The organism is Streptosporangium sp. 'caverna' (assembly GCF_003203775.1).
GTDB classification, from domain to species: Bacteria; Actinomycetota; Actinomycetes; order Streptosporangiales; family Streptosporangiaceae; genus Streptosporangium; species Streptosporangium subroseum.
Window position 1 is genome coordinate 627,973 of sequence record NZ_CP029711.1, and the last position, 16,120, is coordinate 644,092.

Below are 16,120 nucleotides of genomic sequence, written 5' to 3' on the forward strand. Positions count from 1 at the left end.
CTGACCGCGGGCGCGATGAGTTCCGGCCCCGCCGCCGGTATGTAGTGACGAGTTCGCCGGAATACCCCGGGCGAGCCGATCACAAGGGAGAATCCGATGTCGAACAGCCGTGTGGAAGACGAGGCCGCGATCCAGGCCGTGCTGGCTGATTCCTACAAGGCGTGGGAGGCCGGCGACGCCGACGGCATGGTCGCCGACTACACCGCGGACGCGACCGCCATCATGACCGGCTCGCTCCGCGACAGCCGTGACGTGATCCGTCAGAACATGGCCCTGGGCTTCGAGGGGCCGCTCAAGGGCAGCTCGACCTACAACAGGCAGCTCGGTATCCGCTTCGTCGGCAGGGACGGCGCGATCGTCATCAGCGAATCCGCCATCCTGTTCGCCGGCGAGACCGAGGTTCCGGACGACCTGCGTAAGGTGAACGCGACCTGGGTCTTCGAGAAGCGGGACGGCCGGTGGCTGATCGCCGCCTATCACAACAGCCCGGTGTCGGCTCCTGAGCGGTGAGCCGCGACTGCGCGGCGCGAGGTGAGCCCCCGGAAGTGATGATCTATCCGTCTGCAGCGGATCGTCACTGAGCTCGGTACGGCGTGCCGCGTAGCGCGGGACGGCCACCAGCCTTGTCTTCGTCATGGAAATGCTTCGAAGAGAAGGGTGGTGGCCGTCCAAGGGACGATTCCCCTGTTACGCGGGCTCTGTGGGATGTTTGCGCCTCATGAGCAGATCGTTGAAGGCAACGCACGTTTTCCTGGTGGCCGCGCTTGTCGCCGGCCTCTCCGCCTGTTCGGGGGAGGGCGACTCCTCCGCCGCTTCCGCGACCCCGACCGCTTCGGCAACCCCGGCCGCTTCCGGCTCCGCGTCCGCCTCCCCGGCCGACTCCGAGACCGCCGCCCCGGACCCGGCCGCCTCCGCGGCCCCGACCGCTTTCGCGGAGCCCACGGCGGAGGCGTCGAGCGCGGATGCCGAGGCCGATGACACGAAGCCCGGCCTTTATCTGCTCGGCGTGATCAGCGCGACCCAGGGGGAGCCGGGCTCGATCACGGTGCTGCTCGACGAGGGCGAAGTCCAGCCGGTCGTGCTCAGCCGGACCGCGGTGGTGCTCGATGTGAAGGGCACGATCTGCAGCGGGGGCAAGCTCCCGCACAAGTGCACGGTGCAGCAGCTTGAGAAGGCGCTGGCGTCGGGCAAAGATCCCCGCGCCAAGGTGACGGTCAAGGACGGGGTCGCCACCCGGATCGAGGAGCTCGCCGGAAACTGACGGTACTCACCGGTCGATCAGGAGGAACGTGTCCGGCCGATGGGGAGGAGCGCCATCGGCCGATCCGTTGTGCACGGAGAAGTTGTGCACGGAGAAACGGTCGGCGGCTCGGCGCCGAATGTGGGGGAGTCGCGCGCCCTCATGCCGGGCACGTCATCACGGGCCCCCGACTCTTGATCGTTTTGTGATGTGTGGTGTCCGCCGCCCCGGGCAGCAGAGGGCTCGCCAGCCAAGCGAACAGAGAGCGTGGGACATGACAGTCACCGGCATCATCACCGCCATCGTCATCGGAGCCATCATCGGCGCCCTGGGCCGGCTGGTCGTGCCCGGCCGCCAGGGCATCCCGATCTGGCTGACCATCGTGATCGGCATCGTCGCCGCCCTCATCGGCACCGCCATCGCCAGTGCCTTCGGCGTCGCCAGCACCGGCGGAATCGACTGGATCGAACTCCTGCTGCAGGTCATCGTCGCCGCCGTCGGCGTGATCGCAGCGGTGAGCCTGTACGGCAGGCGCGGCGTCCGATAAACGCGATCATCAGCGCCCGCGCGCCTGCGCGATGAGCATGCGGTGCCCGTGATGGCCTCGCCCTGACAGACAGGGCGAGGCCCGCGGCTTTTCGAGGCCCGAGGCTGATCGTGCTCCAGGTCCGGCGCATCGGTGATCCGGCTGGTGAGCGGCCCGATCGTCTCCTCATTCCGGTTGACCACCAGATGGCCGGCGGTCCCTGGGCTCCGTCCAGGAAGCTCGAACGGATCCTGGAAATGAGCGCGCCATTCAGCGCCTCCCCCCTCGGCGCCGACCTCACGGCGACCGTGGAGCGGCAGCCATCGTTCGCGTTCTTGGCCTTCCACGTTTGTTTACCGCCGGCGCGGCGGGTAGGGCCATGAGTGCCCCACCACCACTGAAGAAAAGAGTCTGGCCATGACCGAAAACGTGTGGAACTACCGTCCCGAAACGTACAGCGGCGACCAGACCCTGGACCTGGTCGGGTTCGACGTTGAGGCCACCGACGGCAAGATCGGTTCGGTGGACGAGGAGAGCAACGCGGTGGGCGACAGCTACGTCGTCGTCGACACGGGTTTCTGGATTTTCGGCAAGAAGGTCGTCCTGCCGGCCGGTACGGTGACCCGGATCGACCCGCAGGAGCGCAAGGTCTACATCTCCCGTACCAAGGAAGAGATCAAGAACGCTCCTGAGTTCGACGAGGCCACCTACAAGGAGCCCGACTACCGCGACAAGCTCGGCGGCTACTACGGCCCCGGCGCCGGCACCGTGTAATCATTGGTCGTCGATGGGCTCTTCCTGCGAAGGAAGGGCCCATTTCGCGTTGGACGTGGGCTTGGCGGATTCGCATCACGATGCAGACGGTCTCGGCCGTGATCGCCAGAGCCCCGGAATCCATGACGTCGTCGCCGTGGAGATCCTAGTGATCCGGAAGTGGTGGGAGCCCCATGTCTCTTGGCAGCGGTCCTGGGTCCTGTCGATCTGCGTGTCGGTGCATGCGGACCCGCAGATGCATCTTCCGCCCTTGCATTCTCAACCGGCGCCCTTCCCGTCGTCCGGCTTCGTCGTCGTCCAACTCCTGGAAGATTCGCCGGTTGTCCCAGTAGTAGCGCTCCTGATCGGCTACTTCCTCCCCGGGAGAAAAGACGTCCTCGGCATCACCGTTTTCATCCAAGTCGCCTGTCATGCGGCACAGCTTACGGCTGCTGCGAGCATCGATAGGGCATTCGCGGCAAGTGCCGGAAACCACAGCCCGAACGAGATGGAGAACATCACGTGACAGGGTCGGGAGCGGGTAAGCGGTCAGCAGTCGTGGTCGGTGATGAAGGCACGCGGATCAGCCCGGCGTGATCCGCGCCAACGTCCAGCGCTGATCGCTCCAGGCTGTCATGCCGCGCAAACGCGACCAACTACGTCAGCGGATCTGGGCTCAGAGCACAACGCGAGCCGCGGCGGAGTCCCGCGCGTCCCGCGACCTGCGGAGGTCGCGGGTAACGACCGCTTTCTGCAGCCAACGGTCGGTCCCGTCGTAGCGTGCCGTGAAAGCGCGGCGGCCATGGACCGCGAGGTAATTGTCGACGACCAACAGCGTGCCCGCGTCGACGACCACATCCTGTTGCACCCGTTCCAATTCCGCCACCAGCTCCTTGAGCGCCCGTTCTGCTTCGGCGTCATTATCGCCGCAGCGCATGAAGAACGGGTCGATGCGCAGATACGGAGAGTCGGCGGCGCCGAAGAGCACCGCGACCGGCTCGGGGTCTTCCCGCATCGCGCGCATCCGCAGCAGTCCAGGGTGATCGGGCCACTGATCGGCGAGCTGCCGCAGATGCTCGTCGTCAGGCAGGATGTAGAAGCGCGGCTCGGCCAGTACCTGGCGGACGGCCGCCGGCAGGCGCACGTCCCGAACCGACGACAGGGTTGTCGGCACCCGGTCGTGGTTGCGGATACCGAAAAGGGCGAGGTAATCACAGCGATAGGGATGAAAAGCATCCTCGGTGTGCCATTCCAACAGCACGTCACTGCCGTGGCCGCTCTGCTCGTCTTCGTCGCCGGCGATCGGTAGCACGTTCTGGATCATGCGCCCGGATTGCAATGTTGGCCAGCTGAACACCTCGCCGAGGCATTTGCCGATCAGTGCGAGAAAGAGCTCTTCACGGCGGGTGCGTCCGGCGGCCGCGGCCTCGGCCCAGTTGCGAGGCGTCGGGCCGACAGCGGTGTCGTCGACGCCGAAGCCGCGCAACAGGAAGGCGGCGGCCGGGTCATTACGCCGAAAATCTTCCAAGAACCGATGCAACCCGATCGGTAAACGCGCCACCAACTCCCAGGCGTTGTCATGGAACGCCTGCCCACCGGGATCACCGTGCGCAACGTTCGGGTCGGCGAGCAGCTGATCCAGTGATGATTTTTCTTCGGCGGAGAGCTCGTAGCCAAGGATTCCCCCATGCTGACACATCAGAATCTTCCCCTCTGAATTGATCATGCACATGAACTCGCCGATCCGCACCCGACGGAGAACCAAGAGCGGAGTTGGCTCAGAAAGCTTTGTGGTGCCCGCCGGCGGGAGTCAGGCCGCCGACTTACCGATCTCTCTCTTCGAGGGCGTCCAGCGCTCCGGACCGGCCGCCGGCCGCTTCCCACCACGGAATGTGGTGGTCAATGGGGTCGATCGGCATGACGGCCTTGAACATGTCGTTGTTCAAATTCGCCAGCCGCGCATCATACGGTTTTCCGGCTGCGGAGAATGCGCGGTTGATTCCCGCACGTCGTCGCTCGATGGTCTTGGCGTGCCGCTCAAAAGTGCTGGCTGGTTGCAGCAGAAAGTAGGTGCGCCGATCACCATAGGTGTACCGCGGCGACGCCCCCGGGTAGCACGGGGCAAAGGAGACCAGGAAGAACAGTTCGCCCTCGATCATCGCGTACCATCTCTCATCCGGGCGCGGATCATCGGGAATATAGACGCTCGAGAATAATTCGGTGAGCTTCGCGTAGAAGCGCCGCGTCAGATCCCCCAGTGCGGTTAGCGTGGCACCGAGTGACGGGTCGTCAAAAGTAATGACCATGCCGTCGAACGAGTGCTCCTCAGCTGTACGGAAGAAATCCGCGATGATTTCCCGGTGCTGCGGCAACTCCTTCTCGACATCGACCGTGCGGATGGTTATATCAGGCCCCATCTTCGACGGTTTGGCAAACGGGCAGTATGTCTTCTGCACGATCTCGTCGAAACTCATGCCGGATTCCTCACCTCCTGGTTCGCAGAAGACACCGCAACCCGGCAGCCGGCGATGAAGAACCACAAGCCGGCGATCACGATGGCGATAAGGACGTAGAACATTACAGCCGGTGCGAAGTGCTGAAGGAGGAAGCCGCAGAGAATCGGGCCCAAGGCGATGCCAATGTGGACGAGGTTCTGCGCGCCGAAGTAGCTGCCACGCAGATTGTCCGGGGCGATGGAGTCGATGAAGGTGAACTCGGCGGGCACCACGATGACCTCACCGAGGGTGAAAATCACCACAGCGATGACGATGATGGCCGCGTTCGTGGACAACGACATCACGAACAATCCGACAGCGAATGCGGCGGACCCCACGATCAGCCATTTCAGCAGGTTATCCTGCCTCAGGCGGCTGCCAAGGACGTACTGGGTGGTAATGACCACCACCGCATTTGCGGCCGAGATGTAGGCGACCAATTCATAGGCGTTTTCGCGGGTTTCCACGAGGATGAGGTACTGCGACATGATGGTCAGCAACGGCCCGTACACCACAAGGCTGAGAATGCCGCCAATGGTGAAGTACGCCAGCCGGCGGTCCGCCCGCATCACCTTCAGCACTTCGCGGAACTTGGGCGACTCCTCGTCCTGCTCTTCTGTCACGGTTGCCGCCGCCGCTTCGCCGTCGACGGGCAGGAACCGGCGGCGGAAGATCATCAGTGGTAGCAGGGAGGCTCCGATGATGCCGACGCCGAGGATGAACGGCCCGCCGGAGCCGGCCGCGATCGTGGCGACGCCGATGAAAGGGCCCACCGCTGCGCCGATGTTCTGCAGCGAATAGCGCAACGAAAACACCTTGGTGCGGTTCTCGGGCGGCACCAGTTCGGAGAGCAAGGCGCTGCCGGTGACGCCCATGGACGAGGAGGCGACGTTGGCCAGCAGCAGCACGGCCGCAACGGCGAGCGGATTGTGGACGACCGTCAGGCTGAGGTAGAGCAGCATGATCGCGATATCCAGCACGATCATGAAGTTGATCTTCGTGACCCGGTCCGCGAGATAGCCGCCGTAGACGCTCACCAAGGTGCCGGCGAGCACGCTGCCGCCGATCACATAGCCGATGGTGGCGCCGTCCATGCCCACCGTGTCGTACAGGTAGATGGGCATGTAGGCGAGGATTGCGAAGAAACTCAGCGCTCGCGCCGTCGTGGACAGCAGCAGGATCTTCATCGCGAACGGGAGTTCCCGGATCATTTCCAGGAAATTCTTCATCGGCCGTCCTCTGATCCGATCATTTCGAGCGTGTTGATGATGGACTCCTTGATCTCGTTTATTCGGGTGTCATCGAATACCTGCGGATGGTGTCCGACGATGATTTCAAGTCGCCGGCCGGGAATGACCGTGACGCTGAGTGGATAATGGGAGACTCCCTTCGCGCCCTGGGTGCGTTCGCGCACCCGCAGTCCGTCGGTTCCGGTCTGCGTAAGGGCGTCGTCAGGGTAGTTCTGGAAGACGTAGCACGTGTCGAACAATTCGTCCGCACCGAATATCCGTTGAATTTCGGTGAGCTCGAAGGAACGGTGCGGGAACATTTCCAGCTGGGATTCCTGCACCCGGGTCATGGTCTTGCCGAGCGGTTCGCCCGGATGGACGCGCACCCGCAGCGGCACGGTGCTGATCAGCAGGCCGACCATGGACTCGATGCCGTCGAGGTCGGCGGGACGTTCGGAGACGGTGTTGCCGAACAGCACGTCGTCACGTCCGGTGAGTCGGCCGAGCGTGATGCCCCATGCCGTTTGCACGGCGGTGTTGAGGGTCACCCCGACCTGCGCGCACCGGCGTTGCAGCGAACCGGTCAACTCCGGCGACAGCGTGAGACTGGTGGTGCGCAGCGGGACGTCCGACGCCGGCTTGGCCGGATGAACCCTGGTCGGCCCGCTGACGTCCGCCAGGTACCTACGCCACGCCGAGACCGTGGCGTCGCGGTCCTGCGCCGCCAACCACGCCAGATAGTCCCGGAACGGCGGCACCGTCGGCAGTTGTTCGCCCCTGTACAGGGCGAACAGTTGCTGCCACACCAGCGACGTCGACCAGCCGTCGAGCAGGATGTGGTGGTCGCTGACGAGCAGCCGGTGTCGCTCGGCGGCCAGCCGCAGCAGCGTGAAGCGCAACAAGGGGGGGTTCGCCAGGTCGAAGCGTTGTGCCAGGTCCGCGGCGAGAATTTCGGTCTCCCCGCGCTCCTGCTCCGCCGGAGTGAGCTGGGACAGCTCATGCACGTTCCACGGCACATCCACCCGGTCCTGCACCACCTGCACCGGCATCTGCAGGCCGTGGTGGGTGAACCCTGCCCGCAGGTTGTCGTGCCTCATCAACAGCGCATGCGCTGCCTGCCGCAGCCTCTCGGCGTCCAATGGCCCGTCCAGGTCGAACAGGCTCTGGCTCTGGTAGGGATCGGGGCCGTCATCGATGCCGGCGGTGTAGAGCAGAAGACCCTGCTGCAGCGGGGCAAGGGGCAGGATGTCGCAAAGGCCGGGGTAGTCGGCCGCCAGTTGGTTGATGGCCGACTGCTTGACATTGACCAAACCGACGTCCGAAGGGGTCAGCCCGCCAAGCCCCGGGCGCTCGGCGAGGTCGGCCAGCGAGCTCAGCACGGCCATCCACCGGTCGGCGAGCGCGCCTACGGCGGCCTCGGTGAACCGTGTGGCGTCCCAGCGCCAGATCGTTTCCACCGCCTCGCCGTCTTCGGCCGGCAAGGCGTCGATCCGGAGGGCGTAGTCCGCGCCGTCATCGCCCCCGTGCTGTACGCCGGTCCTGCCGTGGGCCTCCTCGGCGGGCAGCAGCCGGAAACACACCTGGGAGCCTACGTACGTCGACGGTTGCTGTGCGGTCGTTGCGTCGGCCGGCAGCAAGGAATACGTGCGGCCGGCGTTCGGCACCGAGCGCACCTGCTCCTTGACCCGCTTGAGAGCACGAGCCAGGTCTCGTGGCTCGGCCAGGGCCTTGTCCACGTCTGGGATGCCCGGGTTGAGGCGCACCGGGTATGCGGTCGGCAGTCCTGCCGTGGCCATATCGAGTCGCAACCAGGCCCCGGCCTTTGGGAGGTATGTGCGGCGCCACTCGATCAGAGCAGGGGCGAGCGCGGCCAGCGCGATATGTTCCGGGTCGCAATGATAGAGGCTCGGCAGGTCGATCAGCAGCCGCTCGGCGTTCGTACCGGTGATGTGCCTGGTGATACGGCCCCAACGCCGGTCTACGGCGGGTTGGACGACGGACGCCGGATATGCCGGATCGGGAGTTCGCAGGATCTTCTGCCAGGCATCGATGCCTGCGGCCACCCCGGCCTCCGGTGGGAGCACCTCGGCATTCTGGGCAGCCCTGGCCACCAGAGCCTCGACCGTCTGATCATGGAAAACGTCGCGCGGGGTGATCTGGAAGCCTCCGGCGCGGGCCCTGCTGACGAGCTGGATGGATCGGATGCTGTCGCCGCCGAGGTCAAAGAAGCGGTCTTGGACGCCGACCGCCGCCAGCCCGAGCACGTCGGCGAACAGCGCGGCCATCGTCGTCTCCTGCGGAGTGGCCGGCGGCCGTCCCGCCCGGGAGGTGAAGTCCGGTGCGGGCAGCTGCCGGACGTCGAGCTTGCCGTTGGGGGTCAACGGCAAAGCGTCCAGCATGACGACGGCCGCGGGCACCATGTGGTCCGGCAGTCGCCGTGCCGCGTGGCGGCGCAGTTCGGCGGCAAGGCGGTGACTGCGATCGGCGGCCTGTGGGTCGTTGGCCAGTTCCCGCAGCGGCCGGTCGGCTCTGTCCGCGGCCAGGAACACGTCGGTCAGCCCGGCTCCCACGGTCGGCCTGGAGGCCAGGAACACCACGCCGAATCGGTCGCCGTCGTCGGTGTCGGTCCACGTCGGGTAGACGGCGTAGCCGAGCTTGGCGCCGACGTCGCACAGGGTCTCGGGGTCGACTCCGGACCGTTCGTTCGCCGCTGCGGACAGGTCACCTACCGGGGTGCCGGCACCGGTGGCCACCCGGTGGGCGGTCGTCACCTCGGCGGCCACCCGGTCGTTGGGGACGCCGGTGACGCGCAGCGCCTGCGGCCGGGTGCCTGCCAAGTGGGCGTCGACGTCCACCGCGCGGCTCCACGCCAGCTCGGGCACATCGGCGAGGGACATCAGGTCGGCTCCCCGTTTGTGCAGTACCACGTCGTAGCGGTAGTCGGTCAGCTCGTTGCGGAAGCGACCGCGCTTGAGCTGCACGTCCACACCGACGACATCCGGTACCCATTCGCCGATCCGCGCGAAGAACGCCGGATCCAGCAGCAGCTCGCTCTCCAGCTCCTGCTGGTGGGCGACGAGATCCCGTACGGTGGCCGGCGACTCCTCGGAGTGCGCGCCGTCGTGCAGGGTGACAGCGGTGAGGAAGGCACGCAGCAGCCGCAGATTACGGATGTCACCAAGGAAGATCCGTCCTCCGGGATCGAGCAGCTCCATCGCCTGGCGCAGCACGTCGATCAGATACTCGACGCTGGAGAAGTACTGCGCCACCGAGTTGATCACTACCGTGTCGAAACGAGCCGGCGCCAGCACGCCGACCTCATGGGCGGCCATGGTGCGCAGATCGACCCGATCGCGCAGGTCGGTGCCGCTGATCGTCGCGTCAAGGGCTTGGATCAGGGAAGCGGAGAAGTCCACACCGGCGTACAGGGTGCAGTGCGGCGCGACCGGGTAGAGGATCAGGCCGGAGCCGACACCGATTTCCAGGACCCTGTCGGGTCGCATGTCCAGGATGCGCTCGACGGTGGCCGCCTGCCACTGGCGCATATGCTCCAGCGGCAGCGGCTCGTTGTCGTAACTGGAGTTCCAGCCGGTGAAATCCTGCTCGGCACCGAGGTGCCGCTGCTCGCTGTAGCCCTGCTCGTGGATCTGCTGCCATCTGCCGACATGTTCGATGTCGGAAGCCCCGCCGCGTGCCCCGGAATCGGTGGCGGGCACCACGTAGCCGACGAGCTGCTGGTGCCCTGGGGTGTCTTCGCGGACGATGACGGCGGACTGCACCACCTTCTCGTGGTCGTTCAACACAGCGACGATCTCGCCGAGTTCGATGCGCATGCCGCGAACCTTGACCTGGTCATCGGCGCGGCCGACGAAGTCAACCTCGCCATCCGCGCGCCAGCGTGCCAGGTCGCCGGTGCGGTACATCCGCGCGCCGTCGGCTCCGAACGGACAGGCCACGAACCGCTCGGCGGTCAGGCCGGGCCGGCCGAGGTAACCGCGGGCCAGGCCGTGGCCGCTGATGTACAGCTCACCGGTGACGCCAGGCGGCACCGGGCGAAGCGCGGCGTCAAGGATGTACACCTTGGTGTTGTGCAGCGGACGACCCACCGGCACCGACACGTCCTCATAGCCGTCCGGGCCGCTGCCGCACTCCCAGTACAAGGTGTCGACGGTGGCCTCCGTCGGCCCATATGTGTTGATCATCCGGCGGCCTGGTGCCCACGCGGCAGCCAGCGCGGGCGGGCAGATCTCACCGGCGACCATCAGGTTGCCGCACTCCGCGAGCGCGTCTTCGGCCATCCCACCGAGAATGGTGGGTGAGAAGGTGATGTGGGTGGGCCGGTACCGGACCATCACCTCACGCTGCCGATCGCCGGAGAGCATCTCATCGGGCGAGGTGAGCACGACGGTTGCGCCGGCGAGCAGGGTGCAGCACAACTCGCAGAACGTCGGGTCGAAGTTGATCGAGGAGAACTGCAGGAACCGCGAGCCCTCCTTGAGCTGGAACCGCTCCAGGTAGCTGTGGGCGAGGTTGGGGATGCCGCGGTGCGTGACGGCAACGCCTTTCGGCCGGCCGGTGGAGCCGGAAGTGTAGATGACGTACGCCAGGTCTTCGGGACGGATCGCCGCGCGGCGATCCGCGTCCGTCGGCGCGTCCGCGCGGTGCTGAGCCAGTTCGCGTAGCGCGTCCGGATCGTCGAATTCAAGGCGCGGCACCTGCCGCGCATGGTCAGGAAGTTTCGCGACGACGTCGGTCATGGTCAGCAGCAGGACGGGGGCGCTTTCGGCGATCATGAAACCCAGCCGGTCCGGCGGATAGTCCGGGTCCAGCGGCAGATATACCCCGCCTGCTTTCAGAATGCCCAGCAGCGCGCACAGCAGCTCCGGACAGCGCCGCATCGCGAGTCCGACCACGTCGTCGCGGCCGACGCCGCGGGAGATCAACCAGTGGGCGATCCGGTTCGATCGGCGGTCCAGTTCGGCGAAGGTCAGTTCGGTGTCCTCGTGGACGAGCGCGACGACATCAGGGGTGCGGGCCACCTGGTCGGCCAGCAACTGCGGGTAGGTGGCGCCGGAGAGCTGCAGGTCGGTGTCGTTCCACGCGTGCAGAACCAGATGCCGCTCGGTCTCGCTGAGGACGTCGATCGCTCCCAGCTCCCGAGCCGGGTCATCGGCTACCGCGCGGAGCACTCGCAGCAGCCGCTCGACCACTGTCTCGGCCGTGGATCGGTCGAACAGATCGGTCGCGTACTCGATCTCACCGCTGAGGCCGTCCGGTTGCCCGTCCACCGTGAACCGCTCGGTCAGCTCAAACGTCAGGTCGAACTTCGCGGTACGGGTCGGCACCACTTCGTGCTCGGCCGTCAGCTCGTCCAGCCGCCACCGCGGTGCCACATTGTTCTGCAGCACCAGCATGACCTGGAAGAGCGGGTGGCGGCTGGTACTGCGGGCCGGGTTCAGCACGTCGACGAGGTAGTCGAACGGCAGATCCTGATTCTCGTACGCGGCCAGGTTGGACGTCTTGACCCGACCAAGCAGGTCGGCGAAGGACGGGTTGCCCGACGTGTCGGTGCGCAACACCAGGGTGTTGACGAAGAACCCGACGTTCTCGTCGAGCGCGCTGTCGGCGCGACCGGCCAGCGCGCTGCCCAGCGGGATGTCCGTTCCGGCGCCCAGTTTGGTCAGCAAGGTCGCCGTGGCCGCCTGCAGCACCATGAACAGGCTGACGCCCTCCTGCTTGGCCAGCTTCGTGAGCCGTTCGGCCAGCGCGACCGGCACCTCGAAGGGCACCACGTCGCCGCGGTAGGTCGCCATCGCGGGGCGCGGCCGGTCGATCGGCAGCTCCAACAGCTCCGGCGCGCCCGCGAGCTGCTCGCGCCAGTAGGCGAGCTGCCGCGCCATGAGGCTGTCCGCGTCGTCGGCCGATCCGAGCAGTTCACGCTGCCACAGCGTGTAGTCGGCGTACTGGACTTCCAGCGGCGGCGTCGTGGGCGTCGTGCCCGCGCGATGTGCGGTGTACGCATCGCAGAGGTCGCGCACCAGCGGCGCCAGCGACCACCCGTCGCTGGCGATGTGGTGGATACACAGCAGCAGCACGTGCTCGTGCGTGCTGGTACGGAACAGATCGACCCGTACCGGAATGTCGGCGGCGAGGTCGAAGAGGTGCCCCGCCGCAGCGTCGATGGCGGCCGGCAGTTCTTGGGTCGTGACCTCATGCACGGTGACCTCGACGGCTGCGGCATCGGAGGCCACCACCACCTGCTCGGCCCCGGACGGTCCATCCGCGAAGCGGGTCCGCAGACTCTCGTGCCGCCGCAGGAGGGACGTCACCGCCGCGCGCAGCGCGGCCAAGTCCACCTCCCCGGTCAGCCGCACCGCGATCGGCAGGTTGTAAGTGGAACTGGGACCTTCCAGCCGATGGAGGAAGTACAGCCGCTGCTGGGCGTAGGACAGCGGCAGCGAGGCGCCGCGGTCCATGGCGCGCAAGGCGGACCGCGCCTGCTCGGCACCGGCGACCTGCAGCGCCAGTGCAGCCGGGGTGCGCTCGTCGAATACGGCTCGGATCGGTATTTCCACGCCGAACTCGGCCCGGATGCGGGCGATGAGGCGGGTGGCGAGCAGCGAGTCGCCGCCATGGTCGAAAAAACCGTCGTCGGCGCCGACGTCGCCGATCCCGAGCACCTCACCGAACAAATCGGCCAGCGCCCGCTCCTGCGGGGTGGCGGGAGCACGGCCCACGCCGATACCGGAGAAGTCCACCGGCGGCAGCGCCTTACGGTCGAGTTTGCCGGCCGGGGTCAGCGGGAAGCGGTCCAACACCGCGATGCCGGCCGGCACCATGTACTCCGGGAGCCAGGTGCCGAGTGCGCGGCGCAGCTCGTCCGGATCGGGCGCTTGGCCGGTGGCCGGTACGACGTACCCGGTCAGCTGAGCCACGCCCGGGATGTCCTCGCGCACGACCACCCGTGCCTGGGCGACCTGCGGCAACCGGCGCAGTGTCTCTTCGATTTCGCCGAGCTCGACGCGGTGGCCGCGGACCTTCACCTGTTCGTCGGCGCGGCCGGCGAAATCCAGCGTACCGTCGGTGCGTTGCCGCACCAGGTCTCCGGTGCGGTACATGCGGCTCCCGGGCGCGCCGAACGGGCACGCCACGAACCGTTCGGCGGTGAGCGCACCGCGTCCGTGGTAGCCGCGGGCCAGCCCGTCGCCGGAGAGGTACAGCTCGCCCGTCTCGCCCTGCGCCATCGGCGTCAGGCATTCGTCCAGGATGTGGATGCCGGTGTTCCACAGCGGGTTCCCGATGGAGACGGGTTCGCCGGCGACCACCGGCGCCAGCAGCGACCAGATGGTGGTCTCCGTCGGGCCGTAGAGGTTCCACACCTCGGCCGCACCGGCAGCGAGGAAGTCGGCGAGATCCTGCGGCAGCGCCTCGCCGCCGCACAGCAGACGTCCCGTGCCGGGCAGCTCGTCCGGGCTCCAGCCGGCCTCCCGCAGCAGCTGCCACAGCGCCGGAGTGCCCTGCACCAGTGTCGGCCGGGCGGCGGCCAGGTACCGGCGCAGCGCCACCCCGTCCACGGCGGTCTCCCGCGGCACCAGGTGCACCACGGCGCCGTTGACCAACGGCAGGTACAGCTCCAACCCGGAGATGTCGAAGGAGACCGGGGTGGTGGAGAACACCACGTCACCGGAGTGCACCTGGAACAGATCCGACAGGCAGGCCAGGAAGTTCGCCAACGAACGGTGCGTGACGATGACGCCTTTGGGACGGCCTGTCGAGCCGGAGGTGTAAATGGTGTAGGCGCCCTGGTCCGGACCGTGGATGTGGCCGACCGGGTCGGCCGGCGCCAGGTTCTGCGGGTCCTCTTGCTCGTCCAGGTACAACAGCGCGGCCGCGTCGACGCCGGCCGGGCCGTCGAGGCCGGTCGCAACCTCGCGCGTCGTGATCAGCGTCCGAGGTGCGGCGTCGGCCATCATGTACGCGACCCGAGCCGGCGGGTAGTTCGGGTCCAGAGGCAGATACATGGCGCCGGCCTTCAGCGTGCCCAACAACGCGGCGACCAGGTCGGGACCGGAAGGCAGGTGGACCGCGACGATGTCTTCCGGTCCGACGCCTCGGCCGATCAGCCGGCGCGCGACCCTGTTGGCCCGGTCGTTGAGCTCCCCGTAGGTCACGACGGTGTCCCCGGCAACCAGTGCCGGTGCCTCGGGCGCGCGGGCGGCCTGCTCCTCGAACCGGCCGACGAGACCGATCGTCCGCTCTTCGTCGGTGTCGGTGGCGTCGAAACGCTCCGGTGGAACGGTCATGATGCCCGTTCTCCCGCCGTGCTGACCCGGCGTGCCGGAATCAAGTCCGTCCAGTTCTGCTCGATGTGCTCGACGCAGGCCGCCCGCTGCTGGGGCCCGAAGACGGTGTGCCACCCGGCGGGCACCTCGGCGAAGTCCGGCCACAGGGAGTACTGACCATCGGCATTGCGCAACACCCGGTACACGCCGGCGGCGTCCTCGAACGGATTGGTAGCCGTCGTGTCCATGCCCATCATTCCTCGTCCAAGTAGCCGATGATGCGGGCCGCCAGGTACGGGGCCTCCTCGATACAGAGCCGCTGGCCGTGGAACTCGGACTGCAACACCTCGACCGTCAGTTCGCCGGTGATGACCGAACGCCACTCGTCGAGCGTGTGGTTGTCCCCGGCCAGCAGCATGAGCATGTCGACATCGGCGGGCTCTGGGCGGTAGATGGCCAGCGCATGCGCGGCGTTCAGGAAGGAGGCGTAGACGCGACGGCAGAACGCCTCGGCGCGTTCGTCCGAACCCATGCCCGTGCCGAACACGGCGGCCGCCGCGTACCGCATCAACTCCTCCACGTCGGCGTCCTGCGAGGTCACCGCCGGAAACTGCCCCGTTGTGCCCGACATGCGCAGAACGCCGTCATAGAAGTCCACCAGCAGCTCGTTCTCCGGCGCCTCACCGGTGGAGTGCAGTTCAAGATAGCCATCGACCACGACGGTCTTGCCAAGGTTGAGCCCGCGATCGGCGGCGATACGGCCCAGCTCGACGCAGATCGCGCCGCCGCCGCAGGAGCCGAACAGGTGGAAGTCGTCGTCGCCGAATTCGTCCTGCAGCAGATCCGCGTAGAGCGCGGCCAACCCCTCCATGCTCTCCGGCACGTTCCCCGGGGCCTCGAGCAGCAGCGGGGACTGCAGCCCGTAACAGCCCCGGTCGGTGCCCAGTTCCCGGACAAGCCGGGCGTAGCCATCGACCATGCCGCCCCCGGCATGGATGAAGACGATCGGAGTGCGTGCGCCCGGGTTGCTCATGCGGATCAACGCACGTTCGGCGTTGGCGGCCTGCGGCTGCGCCTTTTCCGCGCTCAGTTTGGCGATGGTCTGGAACCGCAGCAGGTCGCCCATGTTGGTCTGCCAGCCAAGGCGCTGGTTGATCTGCTCGATGGTGACCAACGCCAACAGCGAGTCGCCGCCGGCTTCGAAGAAGTTGTCGTCTGCGGTCACTTCGCGTCCCAGCGTGGTGCTCCAGATCTCGATGAGCATGTTGCGCACCAGGCTCGGCTCCGATGGGCTCGCCGGCCGTTCGGTGATCGTCTGCGATGGATTCATACGCCGTGTCCTTTGTCGAGGGGCTCGAGGGTGTGTTGATCAGGCCGACACAGGACCCGGGCCGACCAGTTGCGACAGGTCGCGTCGCCCGTCCAGTTGGACGTGGGCCCGGTGCGGCCGGCGGTCGTTGCGGTCGTAGCGGGGCGTGAACCCGGTGTGGCCGTGCACCACCGGCCGGTTGCCCGGGAACGCCGGTTCGTTCAGCTCGCGGCAGGTCGCGAACAGGGTGAAGCCCTTTGTTCTGCGGTATTCCACTTCCACACGA

The 16,120-nt window shown here is 66.9% G+C and carries 12 protein-coding genes; 5 read left to right on the forward strand and 7 right to left on the reverse strand.

Annotated elements, in window-relative coordinates; genetic code table 11:
* Window positions 1-96 precede the first annotated feature (96 nt).
* From DKM19_RS03020 to DKM19_RS03040, 5 genes are all read left to right on the forward strand, one after another.
* Entirely contained in the window at window positions 97-510 is a 414-nt protein-coding gene (locus DKM19_RS03020) for an SgcJ/EcaC family oxidoreductase (RefSeq protein WP_110694387.1), read from the forward strand.
* A gap of 208 nt (window positions 511-718) precedes the next feature.
* Window positions 719-1,261 (forward strand): hypothetical protein, encoded by a 543-nt coding sequence (locus DKM19_RS49250; RefSeq protein ID WP_162641250.1) that lies wholly within the window; start codon window positions 719-721, stop codon window positions 1,259-1,261.
* Window positions 1,262-1,514: 253 nt separating this feature from the next.
* Window positions 1,515-1,787 (forward strand): GlsB/YeaQ/YmgE family stress response membrane protein, encoded by a 273-nt coding sequence (locus tag DKM19_RS03030; RefSeq protein ID WP_089209963.1) that lies wholly within the window; start codon window positions 1,515-1,517, stop codon window positions 1,785-1,787.
* A gap of 396 nt (window positions 1,788-2,183) precedes the next feature.
* The gene (locus DKM19_RS03035; RefSeq protein WP_110694389.1) at window positions 2,184-2,540 is read left to right on the forward strand and encodes a PRC-barrel domain-containing protein; all 357 of its coding nucleotides are present in this window, start codon (window positions 2,184-2,186) and stop codon (window positions 2,538-2,540) included.
* Between the two features lie 61 nt (window positions 2,541-2,601).
* Window positions 2,602-3,045 (forward strand): hypothetical protein, encoded by a 444-nt coding sequence (locus tag DKM19_RS03040; protein WP_162641252.1) that lies wholly within the window; start codon window positions 2,602-2,604, stop codon window positions 3,043-3,045.
* 150 nt (window positions 3,046-3,195) lie between these two features.
* Here DKM19_RS03040 and gntD read toward each other — a convergent pair whose 3' ends face one another.
* The 7 genes from gntD to DKM19_RS03075 all read right to left on the reverse strand — a co-directional run bounded on the left by gntD (window position 3,196) and on the right by DKM19_RS03075 (window position 16,110).
* A complete protein-coding gene (gene gntD, locus DKM19_RS03045; RefSeq protein ID WP_204358632.1) occupies window positions 3,196-4,269 on the reverse strand; it encodes a guanitoxin biosynthesis L-enduracididine beta-hydroxylase GntD in 1,074 nt (357 codons plus the stop codon).
* Between the two features lie 73 nt (window positions 4,270-4,342).
* Window positions 4,343-4,993 (reverse strand): hypothetical protein, encoded by a 651-nt coding sequence (locus tag DKM19_RS03050; protein ID WP_110694391.1) that lies wholly within the window; start codon window positions 4,991-4,993, stop codon window positions 4,343-4,345.
* Window positions 4,990-6,243 carry an MFS transporter gene (locus tag DKM19_RS03055; protein ID WP_110694392.1) on the reverse strand — a complete coding sequence of 418 codons (1,254 nt, stop codon included), beginning with the start codon at window positions 6,241-6,243 and terminating at the stop codon, window positions 4,990-4,992. The genes DKM19_RS03050 and DKM19_RS03055 overlap by 4 nt, the downstream gene beginning before the upstream one ends.
* A complete protein-coding gene (locus DKM19_RS03060) occupies window positions 6,240-14,546 on the reverse strand; it encodes a non-ribosomal peptide synthetase (RefSeq protein WP_110694393.1) in 8,307 nt (2,768 codons plus the stop codon). Before DKM19_RS03060 ends, DKM19_RS03055 begins: the two co-directional genes overlap by 4 nt.
* Window positions 14,543-14,773: an MbtH family protein gene (locus DKM19_RS03065; RefSeq protein ID WP_110705450.1), complete on the reverse strand. Its 231-nt coding sequence runs from the start codon at window positions 14,771-14,773 to the stop codon at window positions 14,543-14,545. The genes DKM19_RS03060 and DKM19_RS03065 overlap by 4 nt, the downstream gene beginning before the upstream one ends.
* A gap of 5 nt (window positions 14,774-14,778) precedes the next feature.
* Window positions 14,779-15,855, reverse strand: a complete 1,077-nt coding sequence (locus tag DKM19_RS03070; RefSeq protein ID WP_110694394.1) for a phosphopantetheine-binding protein — start codon at window positions 15,853-15,855, stop codon at window positions 14,779-14,781.
* Window positions 15,856-15,894: 39 nt separating this feature from the next.
* The gene (locus DKM19_RS03075) at window positions 15,895-16,110 is read right to left on the reverse strand and encodes a hypothetical protein (protein ID WP_162641253.1); all 216 of its coding nucleotides are present in this window, start codon (window positions 16,108-16,110) and stop codon (window positions 15,895-15,897) included.
* Between the last annotated feature and the right edge of the window lie 10 nt (window positions 16,111-16,120).

Coding starts and splice junctions, on each gene's coding strand:
- DKM19_RS03020 (WP_110694387.1), top strand. CDS start 97: ATGTCGAACAGCCGTGTGGAAGACGAGGCCGCGATCCAGGCCGTGCTG.
- DKM19_RS49250 (WP_162641250.1), top strand. CDS start 719: ATGAGCAGATCGTTGAAGGCAACGCACGTTTTCCTGGTGGCCGCGCTT.
- DKM19_RS03030 (WP_089209963.1), top strand. CDS start 1,515: ATGACAGTCACCGGCATCATCACCGCCATCGTCATCGGAGCCATCATC.
- DKM19_RS03035 (WP_110694389.1), top strand. CDS start 2,184: ATGACCGAAAACGTGTGGAACTACCGTCCCGAAACGTACAGCGGCGAC.
- DKM19_RS03050 (WP_110694391.1), bottom strand. CDS start 4,993: ATGAGTTTCGACGAGATCGTGCAGAAGACATACTGCCCGTTTGCCAAA.
- DKM19_RS03055 (WP_110694392.1), bottom strand. CDS start 6,243: ATGAAGAATTTCCTGGAAATGATCCGGGAACTCCCGTTCGCGATGAAG.
- DKM19_RS03060 (WP_110694393.1), bottom strand. CDS start 14,546: ATGACCGTTCCACCGGAGCGTTTCGACGCCACCGACACCGACGAAGAG.
- DKM19_RS03065 (WP_110705450.1), bottom strand. CDS start 14,773: ATGGACACGACGGCTACCAATCCGTTCGAGGACGCCGCCGGCGTGTAC.
- DKM19_RS03070 (WP_110694394.1), bottom strand. CDS start 15,855: ATGAATCCATCGCAGACGATCACCGAACGGCCGGCGAGCCCATCGGAG.